This window comes from Pseudarthrobacter sp. O4, assembly GCF_050157025.1.
In the GTDB taxonomy this organism is placed as follows: domain Bacteria; phylum Actinomycetota; class Actinomycetes; order Actinomycetales; family Micrococcaceae; genus Arthrobacter.
Window position 1 is genome coordinate 935,897 of sequence record NZ_CP189591.1, and the last position, 20,051, is coordinate 955,947.

General features: G+C 65.0%; 17 protein-coding genes. 6 read left to right on the forward strand and 11 right to left on the reverse strand.

Annotation, left to right across the window (positions count from 1 at the left end):
• Positions 1 to 11: 11 nt before the first annotated feature.
• Entirely contained in the window at positions 12 to 1,280 is a 1,269-nt protein-coding gene (locus ACQCSU_RS04220) for a glycosyltransferase family 4 protein (protein WP_426978439.1), read from the reverse strand.
• Positions 1,281 to 1,283: 3 nt separating this feature from the next.
• Complete coding sequence (locus tag ACQCSU_RS04225) at positions 1,284 to 2,057, reverse strand: hypothetical protein (protein WP_426978440.1); 774 nt, start codon at positions 2,055 to 2,057, stop codon at positions 1,284 to 1,286.
• A gap of 266 nt (positions 2,058 to 2,323) precedes the next feature.
• Between ACQCSU_RS04225 and ACQCSU_RS04230 the strand changes: the two genes are divergently transcribed.
• Positions 2,324 to 2,827, forward strand: a complete 504-nt coding sequence (locus tag ACQCSU_RS04230) for a DUF3515 domain-containing protein (protein ID WP_426978442.1) — start codon at positions 2,324 to 2,326, stop codon at positions 2,825 to 2,827.
• 34 nt (positions 2,828 to 2,861) lie between these two features.
• On the opposite strand, the gene ACQCSU_RS04235 is transcribed toward ACQCSU_RS04230, so the two are convergent.
• The 5 genes from ACQCSU_RS04235 to murA form a co-directional block, all read right to left on the reverse strand.
• On the reverse strand, positions 2,862 to 3,923 hold the full coding sequence (locus ACQCSU_RS04235; RefSeq protein WP_426978443.1) for an LCP family protein: 1,062 nt from the start codon (positions 3,921 to 3,923) through the stop codon (positions 2,862 to 2,864).
• 417 nt (positions 3,924 to 4,340) lie between these two features.
• Positions 4,341 to 5,489, reverse strand: coding sequence for a D-alanine--D-alanine ligase family protein (locus tag ACQCSU_RS04240; RefSeq protein WP_426978444.1), 1,149 nt, complete (start codon positions 5,487 to 5,489; stop codon positions 4,341 to 4,343).
• Positions 5,490 to 5,491: 2 nt separating this feature from the next.
• Positions 5,492 to 6,544 carry an NAD(P)H-dependent glycerol-3-phosphate dehydrogenase gene (locus tag ACQCSU_RS04245; protein ID WP_426978445.1) on the reverse strand — a complete coding sequence of 351 codons (1,053 nt, stop codon included), beginning with the start codon at positions 6,542 to 6,544 and terminating at the stop codon, positions 5,492 to 5,494.
• Positions 6,541 to 7,350 (reverse strand): lysophospholipid acyltransferase family protein, encoded by an 810-nt coding sequence (locus ACQCSU_RS04250; protein WP_426978446.1) that lies wholly within the window; start codon positions 7,348 to 7,350, stop codon positions 6,541 to 6,543. Before ACQCSU_RS04250 ends, ACQCSU_RS04245 begins: the two co-directional genes overlap by 4 nt.
• Before the next feature lie 9 nt (positions 7,351 to 7,359).
• On the reverse strand, positions 7,360 to 8,685 hold the full coding sequence (gene murA / locus ACQCSU_RS04255) for a UDP-N-acetylglucosamine 1-carboxyvinyltransferase (RefSeq protein ID WP_426978447.1): 1,326 nt from the start codon (positions 8,683 to 8,685) through the stop codon (positions 7,360 to 7,362).
• A 740-nt stretch (positions 8,686 to 9,425) separates the two neighbouring features.
• Between murA and ACQCSU_RS04260 the strand changes: the two genes are divergently transcribed.
• The 4 genes from ACQCSU_RS04260 to ACQCSU_RS04275 all read left to right on the forward strand — a co-directional run bounded on the left by ACQCSU_RS04260 (position 9,426) and on the right by ACQCSU_RS04275 (position 14,818).
• Positions 9,426 to 10,880 (forward strand): purine-cytosine permease family protein, encoded by a 1,455-nt coding sequence (locus ACQCSU_RS04260; RefSeq protein ID WP_426978448.1) that lies wholly within the window; start codon positions 9,426 to 9,428, stop codon positions 10,878 to 10,880.
• Positions 10,881 to 10,964: 84 nt separating this feature from the next.
• Positions 10,965 to 12,467, forward strand: a complete 1,503-nt coding sequence (locus tag ACQCSU_RS04265; RefSeq protein WP_426978449.1) for an aldehyde dehydrogenase family protein — start codon at positions 10,965 to 10,967, stop codon at positions 12,465 to 12,467.
• Positions 12,468 to 12,575: 108 nt separating this feature from the next.
• Entirely contained in the window at positions 12,576 to 13,796 is a 1,221-nt protein-coding gene (locus ACQCSU_RS04270) for a D-arabinono-1,4-lactone oxidase (RefSeq protein ID WP_426978450.1), read from the forward strand.
• A gap of 170 nt (positions 13,797 to 13,966) precedes the next feature.
• Positions 13,967 to 14,818 carry an L-serine ammonia-lyase, iron-sulfur-dependent, subunit alpha gene (locus tag ACQCSU_RS04275; RefSeq protein WP_426978451.1) on the forward strand — a complete coding sequence of 284 codons (852 nt, stop codon included), beginning with the start codon at positions 13,967 to 13,969 and terminating at the stop codon, positions 14,816 to 14,818.
• 79 nt (positions 14,819 to 14,897) lie between these two features.
• On the opposite strand, the gene speB is transcribed toward ACQCSU_RS04275, so the two are convergent.
• Positions 14,898 to 15,896, reverse strand: a complete 999-nt coding sequence (gene speB / locus ACQCSU_RS04280) for an agmatinase (RefSeq protein WP_426978452.1) — start codon at positions 15,894 to 15,896, stop codon at positions 14,898 to 14,900.
• On the reverse strand, positions 15,893 to 16,048 hold the full coding sequence (locus ACQCSU_RS04285) for a hypothetical protein (RefSeq protein ID WP_426978453.1): 156 nt from the start codon (positions 16,046 to 16,048) through the stop codon (positions 15,893 to 15,895). The genes speB and ACQCSU_RS04285 overlap by 4 nt, the downstream gene beginning before the upstream one ends.
• A gap of 186 nt (positions 16,049 to 16,234) precedes the next feature.
• Between ACQCSU_RS04285 and ACQCSU_RS04290 the strand changes: the two genes are divergently transcribed.
• Complete coding sequence (locus tag ACQCSU_RS04290; protein WP_426978454.1) at positions 16,235 to 17,767, forward strand: PucR family transcriptional regulator; 1,533 nt, start codon at positions 16,235 to 16,237, stop codon at positions 17,765 to 17,767.
• 278 nt (positions 17,768 to 18,045) lie between these two features.
• On the opposite strand, the gene ACQCSU_RS04295 is transcribed toward ACQCSU_RS04290, so the two are convergent.
• Together ACQCSU_RS04295 and ACQCSU_RS04300 are read right to left on the reverse strand one after the other, a co-directional pair.
• Complete coding sequence (locus tag ACQCSU_RS04295; protein ID WP_426978455.1) at positions 18,046 to 19,017, reverse strand: agmatine deiminase family protein; 972 nt, start codon at positions 19,015 to 19,017, stop codon at positions 18,046 to 18,048.
• Between the two features lie 44 nt (positions 19,018 to 19,061).
• Positions 19,062 to 20,051: a nitrilase-related carbon-nitrogen hydrolase gene (locus ACQCSU_RS04300; protein ID WP_426978457.1), complete on the reverse strand. Its 990-nt coding sequence runs from the start codon at positions 20,049 to 20,051 to the stop codon at positions 19,062 to 19,064.

Below are 20,051 nucleotides of genomic sequence, written 5' to 3' on the forward strand. Positions count from 1 at the left end.
AAAGACTTGGATCATCGTGTGGTTACGGGCGCCTTGGCCAGGACTTGCTCAATGAGCTCCATGTAGCGGCCGGCCAGCTGCCCATACTCGGCGTGCGATTTGACCCACTGCCGGCTGTCACCGTTGCGGACCAGCCGGCCACGGTCGGCGGCAAGGTCACGCCACAAAGCGGCCAGGGCCTCAGGATCGCTGGCCACGATGTCCCCCGCCTCGGCGTCGGCGATGATTCGTGCCGCCTCGCCGCGCACCATGGCCGTCACGTGGCGGCCCACGGCCAGGACCTCATAGGTCTTGGAGGGAACGGTGGTTTCGAAGGATTTCCAGTCATCGCGGAGGGTGACGAGGCAGGTGTCCGCGGAAGCGTAGCGCTGCATCATGGCCTCGCCGTGAAGAGGCGCGTGGAAGGTTACCGGCGCCTTCAACTCGCGGGCGAGCTTCTCCAGCGCCGGGCGCTGGGTCCCGTGACCCACCATGTGCAGGTGCATCGAGTCACCCACCAGCGCACTGGCCCGGATGGCCACATCAAGCCGTTGGCTCTCGCCATGGTTTCCCAGGTACAGGGCCTCGAAGACGGGCCGTTCCATTTCGGGGGCATCCATCACCGGGATGGCGTCCAGATGCAGTCCGTTGCTGACGGTCGCCACCTGGCGGATCCCGCGGGCGCGCAGCGTGTCAGCGAAACCCTCGGTCACCGTCACCACGAGGTCCGCCCGCTGCTGCACGAACTCCACAACGTGTTCAATGACACTCTTGACTTGTCCCTGGACAAGGCGGGCGTCCCGGGCGAGGTCCGGCCAGGCGTCGCGCATTTCCACGATCAGCGGCACACCGCGCAGCTTGGCCAGGATGTAGCCGGCGGCGAGGGACGGCAGCGCCGGCGCGGTGACAATCACGACGTCGGGCTTCCGGAGGAGCATCCCGGCCGGAATGGAGAGCGCTGCCGAAAAGCACTGGTCCACCAGGCGGGCAGCGCGTGAGTTGCCGTGCCGGAGGTAGGGCACCCGGAGGACCTTCTCGGTGAATTGCCCTTTCTGCAGCTGGAACGGCTGGCCCGCCAGCTTTCGTGGCAACGCCCGCCGGCCAAAGGGATAGTGCGCAACCGGCGCCACGACGTCGACGTCCCAGCCGGAGCGGGAAAATTCCTTGATCATCGCCGTCCAACGGCGCTGGGGCGGGCTCTGCTCCGGCCAGTAGGAGTGGGTCAGCAGTGTGATCCGTACCGTTGGGGTATCGGTTCCAGTGCGGGCACGTTCAGTCCCGGCGTTAGTTTGCGTGGCCATTGCTTACTTGCTGGGCTTGGGGGCAATGCTGGGGCTCTTGCCAGCGAGGAAACGGAAGTAGAGGAGGCCGGCGCCCAGCAGAATCAGCACGGTGATCAGCTGGACCACCAGCGGGCTGCCGGTTGCGACAGCCACGGCGGCCTGGATTTCGGACTTCATCACGGCAGGCGGTTGCGCGACGGCGGCAATCGCCGCATGTGCCTTTGCCAGTTCGGGCACGGGGGAAGGTGAGGGTGAGGGCTCCGCGGTCGGTGCTGCGTCGACGGTACTCTCGTCGACTCCGGCGGGCACGACTGCCGGCGGCATCGGTGCAGGCACGAGCGCAGGCGCAAAGGATGGCGGGGCGACGACGGCGGTGGCGGCCGGCGACGCAGGAGGGGCCGGCGGCGTCTGGACGACCGGAGGACTGACGGCGGGAGGCACCTCGGCGGCAGGCGGGACCTCACCGCCCGGCGGGACCTCACCGCCCGGCGGGACCTCACCGCCCGGCGGGACCTCACCGCCCGGCGGGACCTCACCGCCCGGCGGGACCTCACCGCCCGGCGGGACCTCACCGCCCGGCGGGACCTCACCGCCCGGCGGGACCTCACCGCCCGGCGGCACCTCGCCGGGCGGGACCGCCGGTAAAACAACGATCGGGGGCGCCGTTGGACTCAGCGTCGGAGGAGGCGTGCCGATCACTGTCAGCAGATCATCAGCGCGCGCGGCGGTCGCGGGTCCGGCAAGGGCCAAACCCATCGCCAACGCCAGCATTCCGGCGCGTGCTGAATTGGCCATGCGGCAACGTACAGTCATAGCTAGTGCCTCCCCCTTGGGTGCGAGATTTTCCCAACCGTGCCTAGTTTCCGGCCAGAACTGACCTCGCTGTCGGCAGTGCCCCAGAATACACGATCCTTCCATTCTACTGGAAGGCACCAAGCGCACCCGCCAACGCCGTCCGGGCAGGGTGTCCGGCGCGTCCCGGCAGGGAGCCCGGGACGGGCGGTCCGGGCAGGGCGCCGGGCGCGTCGATTCGGCGCGTCGAGCCGGGATAGGCTGGAATAATGCACCAGTTCCGCCCCCCGGCTTCCGCACGCCTGTTCCGTACCCTGGCGATCGCCACAGCCTCCGCAGCGGTCCTTACGGCCTGTTCTCCCGCCGTGGACGTTTCCCCGGCGAAGGACAGCGCAAACGCCGCCTGTGCCCCCATGATGGTGGCCCTGCCGGATGCCCTGGGCGAGGCCAAACTCCGCAAGACGAACAGCCAGGGAACGGCTGCCTGGGGGGATCCGTCACTGGTAATCCTGCGCTGCGGCGTCAACGTCCCGGGACCCACCACGGACCGCTGCGTAACGGTGAACGGCGTCGACTGGGTCATCAAGGAAGGCAGCCCGGTGTGGACCTTGACAACGTTCGGGCGCGAACCAGCCACTGAAATCCTGATGGACCCGGACAAGATCAGTTCGGCCACCGTCCTGGCCGACCTTTCCGCCTCCGCCTCGAAAATCAAGGCGACCCGGGGCTGCGTAGGCCAGGAAGAGCTCCAGAACCTGCCGCCCAGCAAGTAGGGCACTGGCGCTTACCGGGCCGGTCCAGGAAGCACTACGGCTTAGAGGCAACGCCGGACTGTTGCAGATAGGTACCGAGGGTGTCGTTCTTCAGAGCGTCCCTGATATCAGCAATCGCCGCGTCATCGCGGAGGACGATGGACTGGCCGTCGGCCGAGGTCCCGATACCCAGCGTGGGCAGAGTGAAACTGGTGACATCGGACGCTCTGACATCGCGTAGCTCCACCGCGAGGCCCGCCACCTTTCCGGCGTCCAGGGATGCGTCCACACTGACATACGGCGAGACGGTGTCCACCAGTTTGCTGAGCGTCATGGGATTGGAGAGCGTCTCGGCCGTGAGGAACCGGGACAGGATGGCCTTCAGGAACACCTGCTGGTTCTTGACCCGCTGGTAGTCACCGTCGCTGAATGCCTTGCGTTCGCGGACGAAGGCCAGCGCCTGCTCCCCCGTCAGCTCCTGTTTGCCGGCAGGGAAGGCGAACTGCTGGGTATTGAACGCCACGGGGACATTCACGTCGACGCCGCCCAGGGCGTCGGTCATGGCTTTGAATCCCTCGAAGTCGATGTTGGCCACGTTGTCCAGCCGGGTATCGAACATGTTTTCCAGGGTCTGCACCGTCAGGGGTATGCCGCCGAAGGCCATCGCGGAGTTCATCTTGGACTCCCCGTGGCCGGGAACATCAACCCAGGTGTCGCGCAGAATGGACATGATGTAAATGTTCTTCCGGTCCGCCGGAATGTGGACCCACATCATGGTGTCTGACCGCTGGTCGGTCGGAGCGCCGGCTTCGGCCTCATCCACGCTTGCCGCACCGCTATCGCTTCCGAGAAGCAGCATATTGGTGGCACTGGGTCCCGCTGCTGCCTCGACCTTGTCCGGCCGAGTCGATTCGTCGGGGAACGCGTTGTCGATCTTCTGCGCCTTGGAATCGAAGCTCTGGGCGAGGTTGAAGGCGAACACCCCGGCCGCGGCGGCGGCGACGAGGACGAACGCTACGAAGCCCAGCAGCACGTTGCGGCCAGTGTGCCGTTTCCGGTTCTTCCGCCGCCGCGGCCGGAGCCTGTCTGAAGTCTGCTGCTCGGTTTCAAAACTCATGTGTTCTTTCCCAAAAGTGTGGATCCAGAGGACAAAAAAGCCGTGCTAGTGGGCATTTTCGTTAGTTCGTCGGGGGTCAGGTCCAAGCGGTGGGGTCGTTGAGGTAGACGCCACAGGCGGTGGCGCGACCGGCCATCACCGGCGGCGGTTTCAAGGTCCTCGACCAGCCTGCCGGGTCGACCGGAATACACCACCGGCCCAACGACTAGCTGCTACGCCTGAGCAGCCACGAGCACGCACCGGCAGCCTGACCCCGACGGCCTAAGCGAAAATGACAACCGGACAGGACATGCCCCGCGCCGGGGCCGGCCGATGGACATATTCCGGCTAGGCCCGGTCCCGGGCGCGAAGACTGGGCATGTCCTCCCGGGCGCGAAGACTGGGCCTCAACCCCCGACGAAGTAACGAAAATGACCACTAGCGCAGCCCGGTCCTGCGGTGCAGGGCAAGGTAGATCAGCTCGTCGATCAGCTCCGCGTAGCTCAGGCCTGAGGCCTTCCACATCTGCGGGTACATGCTCTTGGGCGTGAACCCCGGCATCGTGTTGATTTCGTTGATGATCAACTCGCCGTCAGGCGTGTAGAAGAAATCGACCCGGCTCAGTCCCTCGGCGCCGACGGAGTCGAAGGCGACGGCGGCCAGCTCGCGGACCCGGGCGATGGCCTCTTCGGGGAGATCGGCCGGGCAACTCAGCGCGGCGGCGTCGTCCTCCACATATTTGGCGTTGAAGTCGTAGAACTCGTGCCCTCCGCCGGCGACAGAGATCTCCCCGGGCATGGACGTGCGCGGAGCATCGGTTCCCCGGCCCTCCAGCACGGCGCATTCGATCTCGCGGCCCACGATGCCGGCCTCGATGACGAGCTTCGGATCATGCTTGCGGGCTTCCTGGATGGCGGCGTCGAGTCCCTCGAGTGAGTCGACCTTGGAGATGCCCATGGAGGATCCTGCCCGGGCCGGCTTGACGAACACCGGGAAGCCGAGCTGGTCCACGCGCTTGCGGACGGTCTCCGGATCCTTGCGCCACTGCCGGTCTGTGACGGCGATGTACGGCCCGACCTGTAGCCCGGCGGATTCGAACACCACCTTCATGAAATGCTTGTCCATGCCGACGGCGGAGGCCAGCACTCCTGCGCCGACATAACGGGTGTCGGACAGCTCAAGAAGGCCCTGGATGGTGCCGTCCTCGCCGAACGGCCCGTGCAGCAGCGGGAAGACGACGTCCACAGAACCCAGTTCCTGAGGGACCTCGTTCGGGGAGGCCACAATGAGCTGGTGTTCGCCGCCGATCTCGGCCAGCGCCACGGTCTGCTCCGAGGGAGCGACCTCCGGCAGCGAGGACGCCGATAGCGACCACTCGCGCGTGTCGCCGGAAACCAGCACCCATTGGCCGGTCTTGGCGATGCCGATGGGGATGACCTCGTACTTGGTCTGGTCGATGGCGCCGAGGACTCCCGCCGCGGTCACGCAGCTCACCGCGTGTTCGCTGGAGCGTCCGCCGAAAAGCACCGCCACCCTGGGCCGGGGCCGGGCGGGGCGGACCTCTGTGCTCACGTTATCTTCCGACACTGTCAGTGATCGCCTTCAGGTTTCAGGTCCCGGGACAGCAGCAGCGGTCCCAGTTCGTCTACGGTCAATTTTCCGGCCAGCACGGCGACGACGGCAGCGGTGATCGGCATCTCGACGCCGAGCTTTCCGGCCAGTTCGTGTACGGCCTGGCTGGACTTGATGCCCTCAGCCGTTTGCTTCATCTCGGCCGTGACCTGCTCGAGGGTGAGGCCCTTGCCCAGCAGCCGGCCGGCGGTGTGGTTCCGGGACAGCGGGGAGGAGCATGTGGCCACGAGGTCACCCAGACCCGCGAGCCCGGCCATGGTCCGTGCCTCGCCGCCCAGCGCGAGGGTCAGGCGGGAGGTCTCCGCAAGGCCGCGGGTGATGACGGAGGCCTTGGTGTTGTCCCCCATCCGCTTGCCTTCGCAGATTCCGACGGCCAAGGCAATGACGTTCTTGACGATGCCGCCAATTTCGACCCCGATCACATCGGTGGTGGTGTACGGGCGGAAGTAGGGCGCCGTGCAGCTGCGGGCGATCCAGCCGGCGGCCTCGGAGTCGGAGCACGCAACAACGGAGGCTGTGGGCTCTTCCCGCGCGATCTCCATGGCCAGATTGGGGCCGGAGACCACGGCCACCCGTTCGGCGGGAATCCCCAGCTCCGCGCAGATGACCTCGCTCATGCGCGCGTCGGAGTGCAGCTCGAGGCCCTTCATGAGGGACACCACGAATGCGCCCGGAGGCACGAGGTTCTTCCATTCGCGCAGCTGCGGCCGCAGGGTCTGGGCCGGAACGGCAAGAATGACCAGCTCGGCGCCGTCGAGGACCTCCGCGACGTCGGTCGAGGCGCTGATGCTGGGTGGAAGGACGATGTCCTTGAGGTACTGCTCGTTCCGGTGCTTGAGGTTGATTTGGTCCACCACTTCGGCGCGCCGGCCCCACAGCCGGATCCTGCGTTCGACGCCGGAGGCGGTGGCCGCGTCGGCGACGACCTTCGCGAAGGTGGTTCCCCACGAGCCTGCCCCGAGGACGGCTACGGTGCTGGCGGATGTTGTTCGTTCAAGATTGACCGTCATTCGGTGCTGTCCCCAATATTCTCGTTTGACGCGCCGCCCTCACGGGTGGCCTTGCCTGGACCGGATTCGCCACGTTCGATGAAGCGGCCGTGCGCGGACTGGTTGTGCGCCGAAGGATCCCAGCGTACCGTCGGCGGCTTTTCGCCGCGGAGTATGACAAGCAGTTCCGTGATGGCGTCCATGATGACGATTGTTACTTCGGTGAGGGTCGCCTTGTCCAACGGGCGTCCGGCGAAGGCACTGAGGTCCACCGGTTCACCGACGATCAGGCGCGAGGTCTTCCTCGGGAAGACGTGGAACCGCTTGGCGTAGCGGGGAAAGACCTCGTGGGCTCCCCAGTGGGCGATCGGCACCACGGGGATGCCACTCTCCAGCGCCATCCGGGCGGCGCCCGTGTGGCCCCTCATCGGCCACAGCCCGGGATCCCGGGTCAGCGTGCCCTCGGGGTAGATGACGATGGCACCGCCCTCGTCAACTACCTCCTTGGCGATCTGCAGCGCTCGGTTGGCGCCCGACGACAAGCGTTCCACCGGAACCTGCTTGGTGGCCCGCAACACCGCCCCCACGACCGGGACCTTGAACAACCCTGCCTTGGCGAGGAAGTGCGGCATCCGTTTCTGGTTGTAGAGCATGTGCCCGACTACGAGCGGATCGATTTCGGTGCAGTGATTGGGCGCGGCGATGAAGCCCCCTGCCGGGAGCTTCTCGAGGCCCTCCCATTTCTTCCTCATCAGGAGGTTCATCGCAGGCCGGACGATGCCGGCCACAATGACAAAGGTGATGTGGCTCTTCGCCGGTTCCTTCACAGGTCCCAACTACTCGGCTGAGGAGATGTCGAAATCGGCGCCAAGCCCGGCGAGCTTCTCGGTGAAGCGCTCATAACCGCGGTTGATGATGTCGATTCCGGTGACCCGCGAGGTGCCGGTGGCCGCGAGTGCCGCGATCAGGTGGCTGAAACCGCCGCGCAGATCGGGCACGTCGATGTCGGTGCCGGTCAGCTGCGTCGGGCCGGAGATCACGGCGGAATGCAGGAAGTTGCGCTGGCCGAAGCGGCACGGCACGCTGCCGAGGCATTCACGGTGCACTTGGATGTTGGCGCCCATCCGGATCAGGGCGTCGGTGAATCCGAAGCGGTTCTCGTAGACGGTCTCGTGAACGATCGAGACACCCTCGGCCTGTGTCAGGGCGACGATCAACGGCTGCTGCCAGTCGGTCATGAAGCCGGGGTGCACGTCCGTTTCGAGGACCAGCGGGTTGAGCTTGCCGCCGCGGTGGTAGAAGCGGATACCGTCGTCGCCGATGTCCATTCCGCCGCCGACCTTGCGGTAGGTGTTGAGGAAGGTCATCATGTCGCGCTGGGTGGCGCCCTGGACAAAGATGTCGCCGCGCGTGACGAGGGCCGCTGAGGCCCAGGAAGCGGATTCGTTGCGGTCCGAGAGCGCGCGGTGGTTGTAGCCGCCGAGGTCCTGGACGCCTTCGATCCGGATGGTGCGGTCCGTCTGGACGCTGATGATCGCGCCCATCTTCTGCAGCACGGCGATGAGGTCCACGATTTCCGGCTCTGTGGCCGCGCCGGAAAGCTCGGTGATGCCTTCGGCGCGGGTGGCGCTCAGCAGCACCTGCTCGGTGGCACCGACGGACGGGTACGGCAGGGAGATTTTGGCCCCCTTGAGGCCTTGGGGCGCAGAGATGTGGATGCCGCCGGGCCGCTTTTCCACGACGGCGCCGAACTGGCGGAGCACGTCCAGGTGGAAGTCGATCGGGCGGTCGCCAATCTTGCAGCCGCCGAGGTCAGGGATGAAGGCCTCGCCAATCGCATGGATCAGGGGCCCGCAGAGCAGGATCGGAATGCGGGAGTCTCCGGCGTGGGCATCGATTGCCGTGTGGGAGGCCGTCTTCGCGTTGGTCGGGTCCAGGGTCAGGTCCCCCGTGACGGGATCCTTCTCGACCGTGACACCATGGAGCTGGAGCAGGCTGGTGACAACCTCGACGTCCTTGATTTCAGGGACGTTGCGCAGCACGGACGGCTCGTTGCCCAGCAGGGCGGCGACCATTGCCTTGGGGACAAGATTCTTGGCCCCTCGGACGGTGACGCGGCCAGTCAGCGGGACGCCTCCGCGGATTGTCAGAACACTACTCATTTACCGGTTTCCTCACGACTACTCGCCCCCAAATCCTTACAAAGGCTCAAGCTAAGCATAGGAGCTTGCCTTACCGATCTGAAATATGGGTTGGTTTGACAGGGGCCACGCTGGCCCGGTCCGAGTGCTTACGACCCGCCGTCCCGGCTGCAGAACCGTATTGTGCACCGCGTGTTGGAATACGCGGGAGGCAGGCTGGGGTCTCACGCCCGCTACAATCACGAGGTCCGTCGTTCGTGGACGCAAGAATTGCGGCGGTCTCGCCGCGAGAGCCTGGGGACCCGTTGGTGACCACCAACATTAGATCTGGAACTGCCGTCGCCGTTTGTTTGGCGATCTTTACAATGCTTTCGCTTATCAAGGCGCCGGTCGCCAGCGCAGCTTCGGATGTGACTGGACCCGGCACTCAGTGACGACTCCTGACCCCTCTTGCCATCACGCGCAAGCCTGCGCGCAGGTAGCGCTGACCGGCTCACCTTCGGCGGGAACATCATTGAGACCATGATGCCTCAACTCCTGACAGCCCCAACATCATCTGCCCCTGGGGCAGTCGTCCGGGGCCCAAAACCCAGGACAGGATGCTGATCTGTACACATGTCTAAACGCCCTCGACATATCTATCCAATCGCAGAATACCGCCAGTGATGCAGGTCACGAATAATTGGATGATCAGCTTCCTAGCTCAGTGAGGGCATTCAGGGAGAGAACAAAGAGGTTTACATGAACTCCTGGAGCACATCATGAACACGAACACGCCCTCCCCCGCGGCAGAGGTGCCCCGGCTCGAGGATAAGACCATTCAGCCCATTCCTTTGAACGAACGACATGGAAAGGCCAGAGACCTTTTCACCATATGGTTCGGTTCCAACATCATGATCATGACCATCGTGACTGGTGGGCTTGCGACCACGGTGTTCGGACTCGACTTCGTCACCGCCGTTGTCGGCATCATCATCGGCAACGTCATCGGTGGCGTCTTTATGGCCCTGCATTCCGCGCAGGGACCACAACTGGGCGTCGCGCAGATGATACAGACCCGCGGCCAATTCGGTTCCTATGGAGCGCTGCTGATTGTTGTCATCGTCGTGATCATGTATGTCGGGTTTTTCGCCGCAAATCTGGTCTTTGGTGGCCAGGCGATGGCCGCGGTCACCCCCGGCATCAGTGTCGATGCCGGCATCATTATCCTCGGCGTGGTAAGTGTCGTAGCAACGATCTTCGGTTACCGTCTCATCCACGCCTATGCCCGCGTCTTAAGCATTGTCGCTGGCGTGGCCCTGCTGCTGGCGTTTGTTTGGATTCTCTTCGTTCATGGCTTGCCTGCCGGATTCCTGGACCAGGGAAATTTCAACTGGGTCGGGTTCATGGGAACCATCTCCGTTTCCGCCCTCTGGCAGTTGGCATACGCCCCGTACGTCTCGGACTACTCGCGCTATATGCCGCACGGGACCGGCTCGCGCCCGGCTTTCTGGGCCTCCTACTCGGGCTGCGTCCTGGGGACGCTCTTTCCGATGGTGCTGGGCGCGTTGGTGGGATCTCTTGCGATGGTGGTGGCCGAGGATGCCGCCAACGTGGATATCGTGGGGAGCCTGGGTGCCCAGCTGGAGCCATGGACACTGGTGATCATCGGCATTTTCTGTCTCGGTGTTGCCGCCTCGAACGCGATGAACCTCTACTGTGGGGTGCTGTGCACCCTCACTATTGGGCAGACTTTCAAGCCGAGCTGGCTGCCACGCGCCAAGACGCGAAGCGTGGCAGCAATCATTCTCTTCACACTGGCCCTGATGATCGCGTTGTTTGCACGCGAGAACTTCATGGTCTTCTACCAAAACTTCCTCTCGTTCCTGCTCTACGTCCTGGTCCCGTGGACGGCCATCAATTTGGTCGACTACTACCTCCTCCGCCACGGCGACTACAGGGTTGAAGACTTCTTTCGGCGCGATGGCGGAGTCTATGGCCGGTTCAACTGGGTTGCTATTGGGTGCTATGTTGCTGGCGCGCTTATCCAGGTCCCATTCTCATCAACGGCCATTTACACGGGACCCGCCGCCGCAGCCATGGGCGGTGTCGACCTGTCATGGATTGTCGGTCTGGTCGTCGTCGCCCCTCTCTACTACTTTGTCGCACGCCTGTTCCGGAAGACGGCGGACCCCGCACCCGTCCAGTCCCCAAATTTGGTGACTGACCTGATCTGAAACTGCGCGGGCACGATACGCCCGCGGCCACCGCTGAGAACCTCCCAACGCCGACTACGGCACAGAAAGCAAAGGCGAAATATTATGACACTCACTGACATCGAGCGGTTTACAGTCCGGCGCCCCTCCGCCGATCAGAGCTCTGCGGCAGACTTGCCGCCGGCGGGGCACTTCATCGGCGGTTCGTTTGTTCCGGGTTCCTCCACGGATGTCATCGACGTCCTGGACCCGGCTACGGAAAACGTCATTGCCTCGGTGCCGGCGGGAACCGCCGCGGACGTGGATTCGGCCGTTGAAGCCGCCGTGGCGGCTCAGAACGCCTGGGGTTCCACAACGCCCAAGGAACGGTCCGAGGTGCTGTCCCGGATTGCCAACATCATCGAAGCCAACCGCGAAGCACTTGAGCTGCTCGAGTCCGCAAATACCGGCAAGCCGCGCAGCGTCGCGGAAGATGATGTCTCCAGCACCATTGACACATTCCGTTTCATGGCCGGGGCATGCCGGACACTGACCTCGCTGGCAGGCGGAGACTACGCGACCGGACACACCTCGGTCATACTCAGGGAGCCGGTGGGGGTAGTCGGCGTCATTACCCCGTGGAACTATCCGCTGCTGATGGCGGCCTGGAAAATTGCACCCATCCTGGCCGCGGGAAACAGCGTCGTCCTGAAGCCCTCCGAACAGACCCCACTGTCGACCCTGAAACTGGCAGAACTCGTGGCCGGACACATTCCCGACGGAATCTTCAACGTCGTGACGGGACAGGGCAGAACCGTCGGGCAGCGTCTGGCGGAACACCCGGACATCGCACTCGTCGCGCTGACGGGGAGTGTCGTCAGCGGACAAGCCGTGGCAGAAACAGCGGCACGGTCCGTCAAACGTGTCCACCTGGAACTCGGCGGCAAAGCACCCGTGGTCATCTTCCCCGACGCTGACCTCGCCGCGGCCGCGGCCGGCGTGCGCAACGCGGGGTTCTGGAATGCGGGCCAGGACTGTGGCGCTGCCTGCCGGGTGCTGGTGCACGAATCCGTGGCCGAAGAATTCACCAACCTCCTGGTCAGGGAAGTCGGTACCCTCGTCGTCGGCGCGCCAGGAGCAGGGGACGACATTGAAATCGGTCCCATGATTTCGCGCCCGCACTTCGAGCGGGTACGGGACTCACTGGCAGAAGCAAAAGCAGCCGGGCTTAAGGCCGCTATCGGTGGCTCGGTCCTGGAAGGACCCGGCTACTTTATCGAACCCACCGTGTTCAGCAACGTGCCGGCCGGAGCGGAGATTGCCAGCCACGAAATCTTTGGTCCCGTGGTCAGCGTCGAGTCCTTCAGCACCACCGAAGAGGCAATTTCACGGGCGAACGAGACGCCTTACGGCCTGTCGGCGTCGGTCTGGACCAGGGACGCGGGACTTACCCTCAGTATTCCCAAGCAGCTGGATTTCGGTACGGTCTGGGTCAACTCGCACCTGGTGCTGGCGTGCGAGGTTCCGTGGGGCGGATTCAAGGGCTCCGGCTACGGTCGCGACCTCTCCCTGTACGCTCTAGACGATTTCTCCCGGACCAAACACGTCATGATCAACCACGGCGCATGAGCGTTGAGACCAGCACTGGAGCCTGACATGACAACGAATCTTCGACACTCCGCGCCGTCACGCCCGTTGACGGGTGCCGCAATCCCTTCCATCCCTTTTGATACGGAAGTGCCATGGACCAACTGGGGCCGGAACCAGTGCGCCACACCGGCGTTCACCGTCCGGCCGCGGACGGAACAGGAAGCGCTCGACGCGGTCCGCTTCGCCATCAAGGAAGGCCTCCCCGTTCGCGCCGCGGGTGCCGGTCATTCATCGTCACCGCTCGTCCAGACCGGCGGCGTCCTGATGGAAATGTCCGCGATGACGGGAATCACCGGAACCGACAAGATGCGCCGCCGCGCGCGGGCGTTGGCCGGCACGACCATCAGCGCCTTCGGCGATCCGCTGTGGGAGCGGGGGCTGGCTCTGGGCAACCAGGGCGACATCGACAAGCAGCAGATCGCCGGGGCGCTCTCGACCAGCACCCACGGCTCCGGGAAGGACCTGGGCAGCTTCTCCTCCAGCCTGCGCTGGGTCAAGCTCATCAACGGCTACGGCGAAATCGTCGAAATCGGTGAAGGGCAGCTGCGCGAGCTCAGGGCGGCGCAGGTCGCCCTGGGCACGCTGGGAATCTTCCTTGAGGTCGAGCTGGCCGTGGAGGAGCGCTACTACCTGCAGGAGCAGATCACCTATCCGACCTGGGCCGAGACCGCCTCGACATGGGAGGAAGATATCGCCGGCAACAGGCACTACTCCTTCCTCTGGTGCCCGGGAGAAGGGTCATCCGAACTCCTCGACCTGCCGGGCACGCCCGGACAGAGCATGACGAATCGCAGCTACACCAAGCGGTACAACATCGTCCAAGTCCAGGATGAGAGTGAAATTTCCTGCAGGGAGGGGTCACGGCTGGACCGGTCCTACCGCATCTACCCCGGCGGATTCACGACACCGTTCCATGAACTCGAGTACTTCGTTCCCACCGAGCACGGCCTGGCCGCCACCGAAGCTGTACAGGAGCTGATCCGCACCAAGCACGCAGACCAGAAGTACCCCGTTGAAGTCCGCTGGGTGAAAGCCGACGATGGCTACATGTCCCAGTTCCAGGGACGCGACACTACGGTCATCACGCTCACCACTGAGCCAGGGACGGACTACTGGCCGTTCTTCCGTGATGCGGATGCATTGCTGCAGGACTTCGAGCCCCGCGCACACTGGGGCAAGATCCATTTCATGACCAGGGAACGTCTGGAGCGGCTCTACCCGGATCTTGACACCTTCATCCAGATCCGCCGGGAATTCGATCCCCACGGGGTGTTCCTCAACGACCACACCCGCGCCCTGGTTGGCTGAACAGCCAAATCCCCGGAAGCTGCCCCCGACCCACGGGTCGGGGGCAGCTTCTCCGCCGCAGCCACTGCCCCAGGCCCGTGGGTCGGGGGCAGCTTCTCCGCCGCGGGGGCGCTACGGGCGGCACTGCCGGCCCCACGTCGGAGCGCCGGGCTCTCCGGCCGCCCGCTTGCTTGGCGGTGCAAGCAACCCCCGCCGCATTCGTTGACCGCCACATTGGCGTGCGCCGCCAGGCCGATGTCGACACCATGCTCAAGTCCGTCGGCTACGACACGCTGAAATCCTTGGTGGATACGGCCGCGCCCACCGACATTCGCCAGAATACTCCCCTGACCCTGCATCGGGCCCTCAGCGAGGTTGAGGTGCTGGCCGAGCTCCGCAAGCTCGCCACGAAGAACAAGTCCGCCGTGCAGATGATCGGCCAAGGCTACTACGACACCGTGACTCCCCCGGTGATCCGTCGCAACATCCTCGAATCCCCGGCCTGGTACACGGCCTACACCCCCTACCAGCCGGAGATCTCCCAGGGTCGGCTCGAAGCACTGCTGAACTTCCAGACCATGGTCCAGGACTTGGTGGGCCTGCCGATCGCCAACGCCTCCCTGCTGGACGAGGCCACCGCCGTGGCCGAGGCGGTCCTGCTGATGCGCCGCGCCAACAGGTCCACCGGACACAAAGCAGCCGTCGTCGACGGCAAGACTGTCCTGGCCGCCGCCGGCCTGGCCGAGGTCATGGGCGGCACGCCCGAGCAGGTGGAGAACGCCGCGGAGATCGCCATGGAACACAACCTGGGCTTGACCTGCGCCCCCATCGGCGGCCTGATGCAGATCCCCTGCATCGAGCGCAACGCCATTGCCGCAGCCAAGGCCATCAACGCCGCCAAGATGGCACCCTGGGGCGACGGCACCCACCGCGTCTCCCTCGACGAGGTCATTGTCACCATGCGCGAAACCGTCAGGGACTTGTCCTCCAAGTACAAGGAAACCGCCATCGGCGGCCTCGCCGTCAACGTGGTCGCATGCTAGCCCCAGCCCGGTCGGCACATGGGAAAGTCGTGGCTCGGCGGTTTGACCACAGAGCCACGACTTTTCCCGACGGGTTGTCTTAGACGGTTGCTACTTCCAAGGATGCATCGTCGGCGAGGGAAATTCCCTTGCTCCGGTTGACCATCAGACCCAGCAGGTCAAAGACGAGCGTCGCGGCGGCCACCGAAGTGATATCTGCGTGGTCATATGCGGGCGACACTTCGACGACGTCGGCACCAACGATGTTGATGCCGTTCAGCCCCCGCAGCAGGGCCAGCAGCTCGCGGGAGTGCAGCCCGCCCATCTCCGGAGTACCGGTGCCCGGAGCGTAGGCCGGGTCCAGCACGTCAATGTCGATGGAGACATACACGGGGGTGTCCCCGAGCCGGTCCTTGACGCGCTGGATCGCGGCCGGAACACCGATGACGTCCAGATCAGAGCACCGGATGATCTGGAAGCCGAATTGGTGGTCACGGAGGAAGTCGTCACGGTCGTAAACCGGGCCGCGGATTCCCACATGCATGGACTTGTCCTCGACCAGCAGGCCCTCCTCGAAGGCCCGGCGGAAGATGGTGCCGTGGGTGATCGGCTGGTCGAAGTAGGTGTCCCAGGTGTCCAGGTGCGCATCGAAGTGCAGCAGCGCGACGGGTCCGTGGACCTTGTTCAGGGCCCGCAGCATCGGCAGGGCGATGGTGTGGTCGCCGCCGATCGAGATCAGCTTCTTGTCCTGGCCGAGGAGCGGGAGGGCCTGTTCCTCGATTTCGCGGACTGCGCGGGTGATGTCGTAGGGGGTGCAGGCAATGTCGCCGGCGTCCACGACCTGCGCCTCGTAAACGGGCTCAACATCGAGTTCGGGGTGGTAGCCGGGGCGCAGCAGCCGAGACGCCTCACGGACGGATGCCGGACCGAACCGGGCACCGGGGCGGAAGGAGGTGCCGCCGTCGAACGGGACGCCGACGATGGCGATGTCGTAGTCCGGGACACGGTCGATCTGCGGAAGCCGGGCGAAGGTGCCCAGTCCGGCATAGCGGGGTACCTTCGTTGCGTCAACGGGGCCGATGGGCTTGTGCGTGGTCATGGCAGGGATCCTTCAGATACATCGGCCGCGGTCGCCCGGGCCTTTTTGCGGGTGGTCAGTTCGTGGAGGGTCTTGTTGGCGGTCTCGGTGGCCAGCGGCCCCGTCGGGTTCCGGCGAGAGGTCCCCGGCGGGGCATTATCAATGAGGTTCATCGTCACGTCCATCTAAATCCTCTCCCCGGATAGTCATCACCGAACACGGAACCCATTGAGTTAATGATCGTTGGCCCGCATCACGGCGAACATACTGCGATTGACTACATCTGTCCGCAGCATCTATACATGTGTACAGACCGTCCGGTTTCAAGCCGGCGGCTCCCGCAACGAAAGGAGCGGCGCGTGACAATTACCGTGGCAGAACTGCTGGCTGAACCCCAGCTTGGCCTGTCCCTGCTGGCAGGTTCCAGCGGCCTGGACCACCCGATAGCCTGGGCCCACACTTCGGACCTGCCGCGGCTGTGGGAATGGGTCACCGGCGGGGAACTCATGATGACCAACGGCCTGTCCCTGCCGGCCGATGCTGCCGGGCAGGTTGCCTTCGCCGAGGCTCTGGCCGGCGCGGGCGCCAGCGCCCTGGCCATCGGGGAGAAAATGCATGCTCCACCACTGTCACAGGAATTCCTGGATACCTGCGACCGGCTGTCCCTTCCGGTCCTGAACATCCCCTACCCTTTGCCGTTCATCGCCATCGCCCGCTCCGTTGCGGAATCCTCCCTGCTTGAGCAATCGCACAGGCTGCGCCAGACCGCCAGAATTTACGATCTGATCGGCCGCGCCGGGGCAGCCGAACAGCACTGGCAGAATCTCATCTCGGGGCTGGCTGCAGAGCTAAACACGACGTTGTTTGTCCTCGACCGGCACTGTCTGCATCCCTGGTATCCCGACGGCGAACCCTTGACCCCGGAGGTGGCGGCCGGGTTGGAACTGCTAGTCCGGATCCCAGCAACAGCCTCAAAGAGTTTTCAGTGGCACATTCTCCCAGACGGCCGGCACATTCTCCTGATGGATATCCCCACGCACCCCAACGCGCTGCTGGTCGTATTACCGAAGGCGGAAGCGCACCCGGACGCCGTCATCTTGCTGCATGCCGCTACGGTTTTGGGTTTGGAATTGTCCCGGACGACACTGGACCTTGAAAACCAGCGCCGGCTCGGGGCTGAATTCCTTAGCCAGGCCTTCGAGGGCGGCTACTCGACCGCCGACGTGGAGCGGAGGCTGCAGGAATTTGGCGTCACCGCGCGGCAGTTCCTCATTGTCACCATGGGTGCGGAGGATCTGCACGATCTTGACCCCATCCACATCGGACTCTGGCGCCATGGCTACCCCAACGCCTGCCTGCGGCGGTTCAACCGCCTCCACCTTGCCGTCGGCCCGGACTGTTCCGATGAAATTCTGCGCCATGTGGTTTCGGCCCGAGTCCGGATCGGAGTGAGCCAGCTGGCGGACGCGGCCGGCATCGGCCGGGCACTGCAGGAATCCCTCTGGGCATCAGGCACAGCGGCCAGCAACTCCGAGCAGCTTGCCCACTATGCGCAGGGACCCGCATGGCTCGGGCTGACCAGTTATGAGGAAGGCAACGCGTTGGTGCGGAGATTGCTCGGCCCGGTCTTTGACTATGAACGCGGCCGCCAGCCGGACCTGATGATCACCCTGAAGACATTCCTGACCCTCCAGCGGTCATGGCAGAAAACCGCTGCAGAGCTGTTCACGCACCGGCAAACGATCATCTACCGCATTCGAAAGATCAGCGAACTGACCGGGCTGGACCTTACCGAAACCTCCTCCATCGCTCAGCTGTGGTTTGCTCTGCAGATCCATGAAGCCATGGAAACGCACGGCCACCAACCCAATTTTCCGGCTGGTGGCCGGTAGGACTGCATGGTTGCTCATGCAGGCCCGGTTCGATCACCGGATCTTGCTGTGTGGCGGATCTCCCAGACGTGCAGTTTGGTATATTGGCGGACCCTGTCGGCCGACATTCCGTGCTGGGGGCAGCCGGTATGGCCACAACTTGCGCGACTGGCCGCGGGACACCATCAGCTCGCGTCGGGGTCCGGCCATCCCGGAGGTCTCCTTCGGCTGAGCATGTAGCCCCCTGCTGCGGGCGACGGGTACGACGGCCGCAGCAGGGGGCTACATGGCTGCCGCGGTCAGACGGCCGGCTGATGCTGGGTGATGCAATGGATGCCGCCGCCCCGGGCGAAGATGGGGCGGGCATCGACCATCACCACTTTGCGGCCCGGATAGGCCTGCTCCAGGATCCGGCGGGCTCCCGCATCCGCCGGGTCATCGAAACTGCAGGCAATGACGCCGCCGTTCACCACCAGATGGTTGATGTAGCTGTAGTCGACCCAGTCGAGCTCGTCGCGCAGCGTGTCCGGGGCCGGCACCTCCACGATGTCCCAGGCACGGCCCTGCGCATCCCGGGTCCCGGCGAGCATCGCGATGATGTCGGCGGTGATCTCGAAGTCCGGGTGCGAGGGGTTGCGCTGGGAGTGGACCAGCAGCACACCGGGTGACGGGATGGCGGCCACGATGTCCACGTGTCCGCGGGTTCCGAGTTCCTGCGTGTCACGGGTCAGCCCGCGCGGCAGCCAGATGACGTGCGTGGCGCCGATGGTGCGGGCCAGCTCGGCTTCGACGTCCGCCTTGGTCAGGTGCGGGTTCCGGAGCGTATCCAGCTGCACCGTCTCGGTGACCAGCACTGTGCCCAGGCCGTCCACCTGGATCCCGCCGCCTTCGTTGACCAGCGGGCTGTCCAGAAGCTCCGCCCCGGCCTGCCTCACCACTTCGGCACCGATCGCGGAGTCCTTGCCCCAGCTGGCCCAGTCCTGCTGCCCCCAGCCGTTGAAGACCCAGTCCACCCCGCCCAGCCGGCCGTCGTCGCCGGTCACGAATGTGGGCCCGATGTCCCGCATCCAGGCGTCGTCGAGGGGCGCTTCGACCAGGTCAATGCCGGCCGAAAGGTATGTCCTCGCGGCAGCCATGTCCGGTGGGTCCACCACCATGGTGACCGGCTCGAATTCCGCGACGGCGTGCGCCACCGCGGACCAGGCCGTGCGTGCCTCGTGGGTTTCCTCCGGGGTGTGCCCGATCGAGGAGCGCTCCGGCGGAAAGGCCATCCAGACCCTTTCCTGGCGGGCCGTTTCGCTTGGCATCATCCAGCTCATGGCTGGGCCGCGGTTTGCCGGGCGGACACCGCGCCGTACGGGCGGTCGACGTCGACGTCGCGGGTGAGCTCGGCGTAGGTGTCGGGGCGGCGCGTGGTCAGGAACGGGAACAGGTCCAGCCAGTCCTTGCGCTGGTCCAGGTCGAGGTCGGCCACCAGGACGGCTTCCCGGTCCCGTGGCGCCTGGACCAGGACGCGGCCGTAGGGGTCGGAGATGAATGAGGAACCGTAGAAGTTGATGTCGCCTTCGTCGCCCGTCCGGTTGGGGACCACCATGAACGTGCCGTTCGTGATGCCATGGCCGGTGATCACGTGCTGCCACAGCGGCTGGTGGTCGAACGTCGGGAAGCTCGGCTCCGAGCCGATGGCCGTGGGGTAAACCAGGATTTCCGCACCGGCCAGCGAATACAGCCGGGCGACCTCCGGGAACCATTCGTCCCAGCAGGTGGGGAGTCCGACGGCGGCCCCGTCCAGTTCCGCGGGGCGGTGCACGGGGTAGGCGTCGCCGGCCGGTCCGGCGCGGAAGTAGGTGTCCTCGTAGTAGCCGGCACTGACGGGAATGTGGGTCTTGCGGGTGCGTGCCAGCAGCTCGCCCTGGGGCGAGACGAGGATGGCGGTGTTGAAGCCCAGTCCGTCGTTTCCGTCTGAGCGCTCGTAGAGCGAGGCGTGGACGGTGACGCAGTGTTTCCGGGCCGCGTTGGCGGCGAACTCGAAGGAGGGGCCGTTGAGCAGGTCCTCGGCATCCTTGGCGGGGTTGATGCCGGCCCGGACGTTGGCAGGATATTTGGACAGCGTCAGTTCCGGCAGGAACACGGCCCTGGCTCCGGCGTCGGCGGCTTTGCCGATGGCCTCGGTCAGCACCGACCTCAGCTCGGCGGCGTTCTCCCGCCAGTGGTGCTGGACCAGTGCCACGCGGAGGGGCCGGCGGCTGCTGTCCCCGCTCCGGGCGAAGGATACGGGCGGAGTGGCGTTGGCAATGATGTCCAT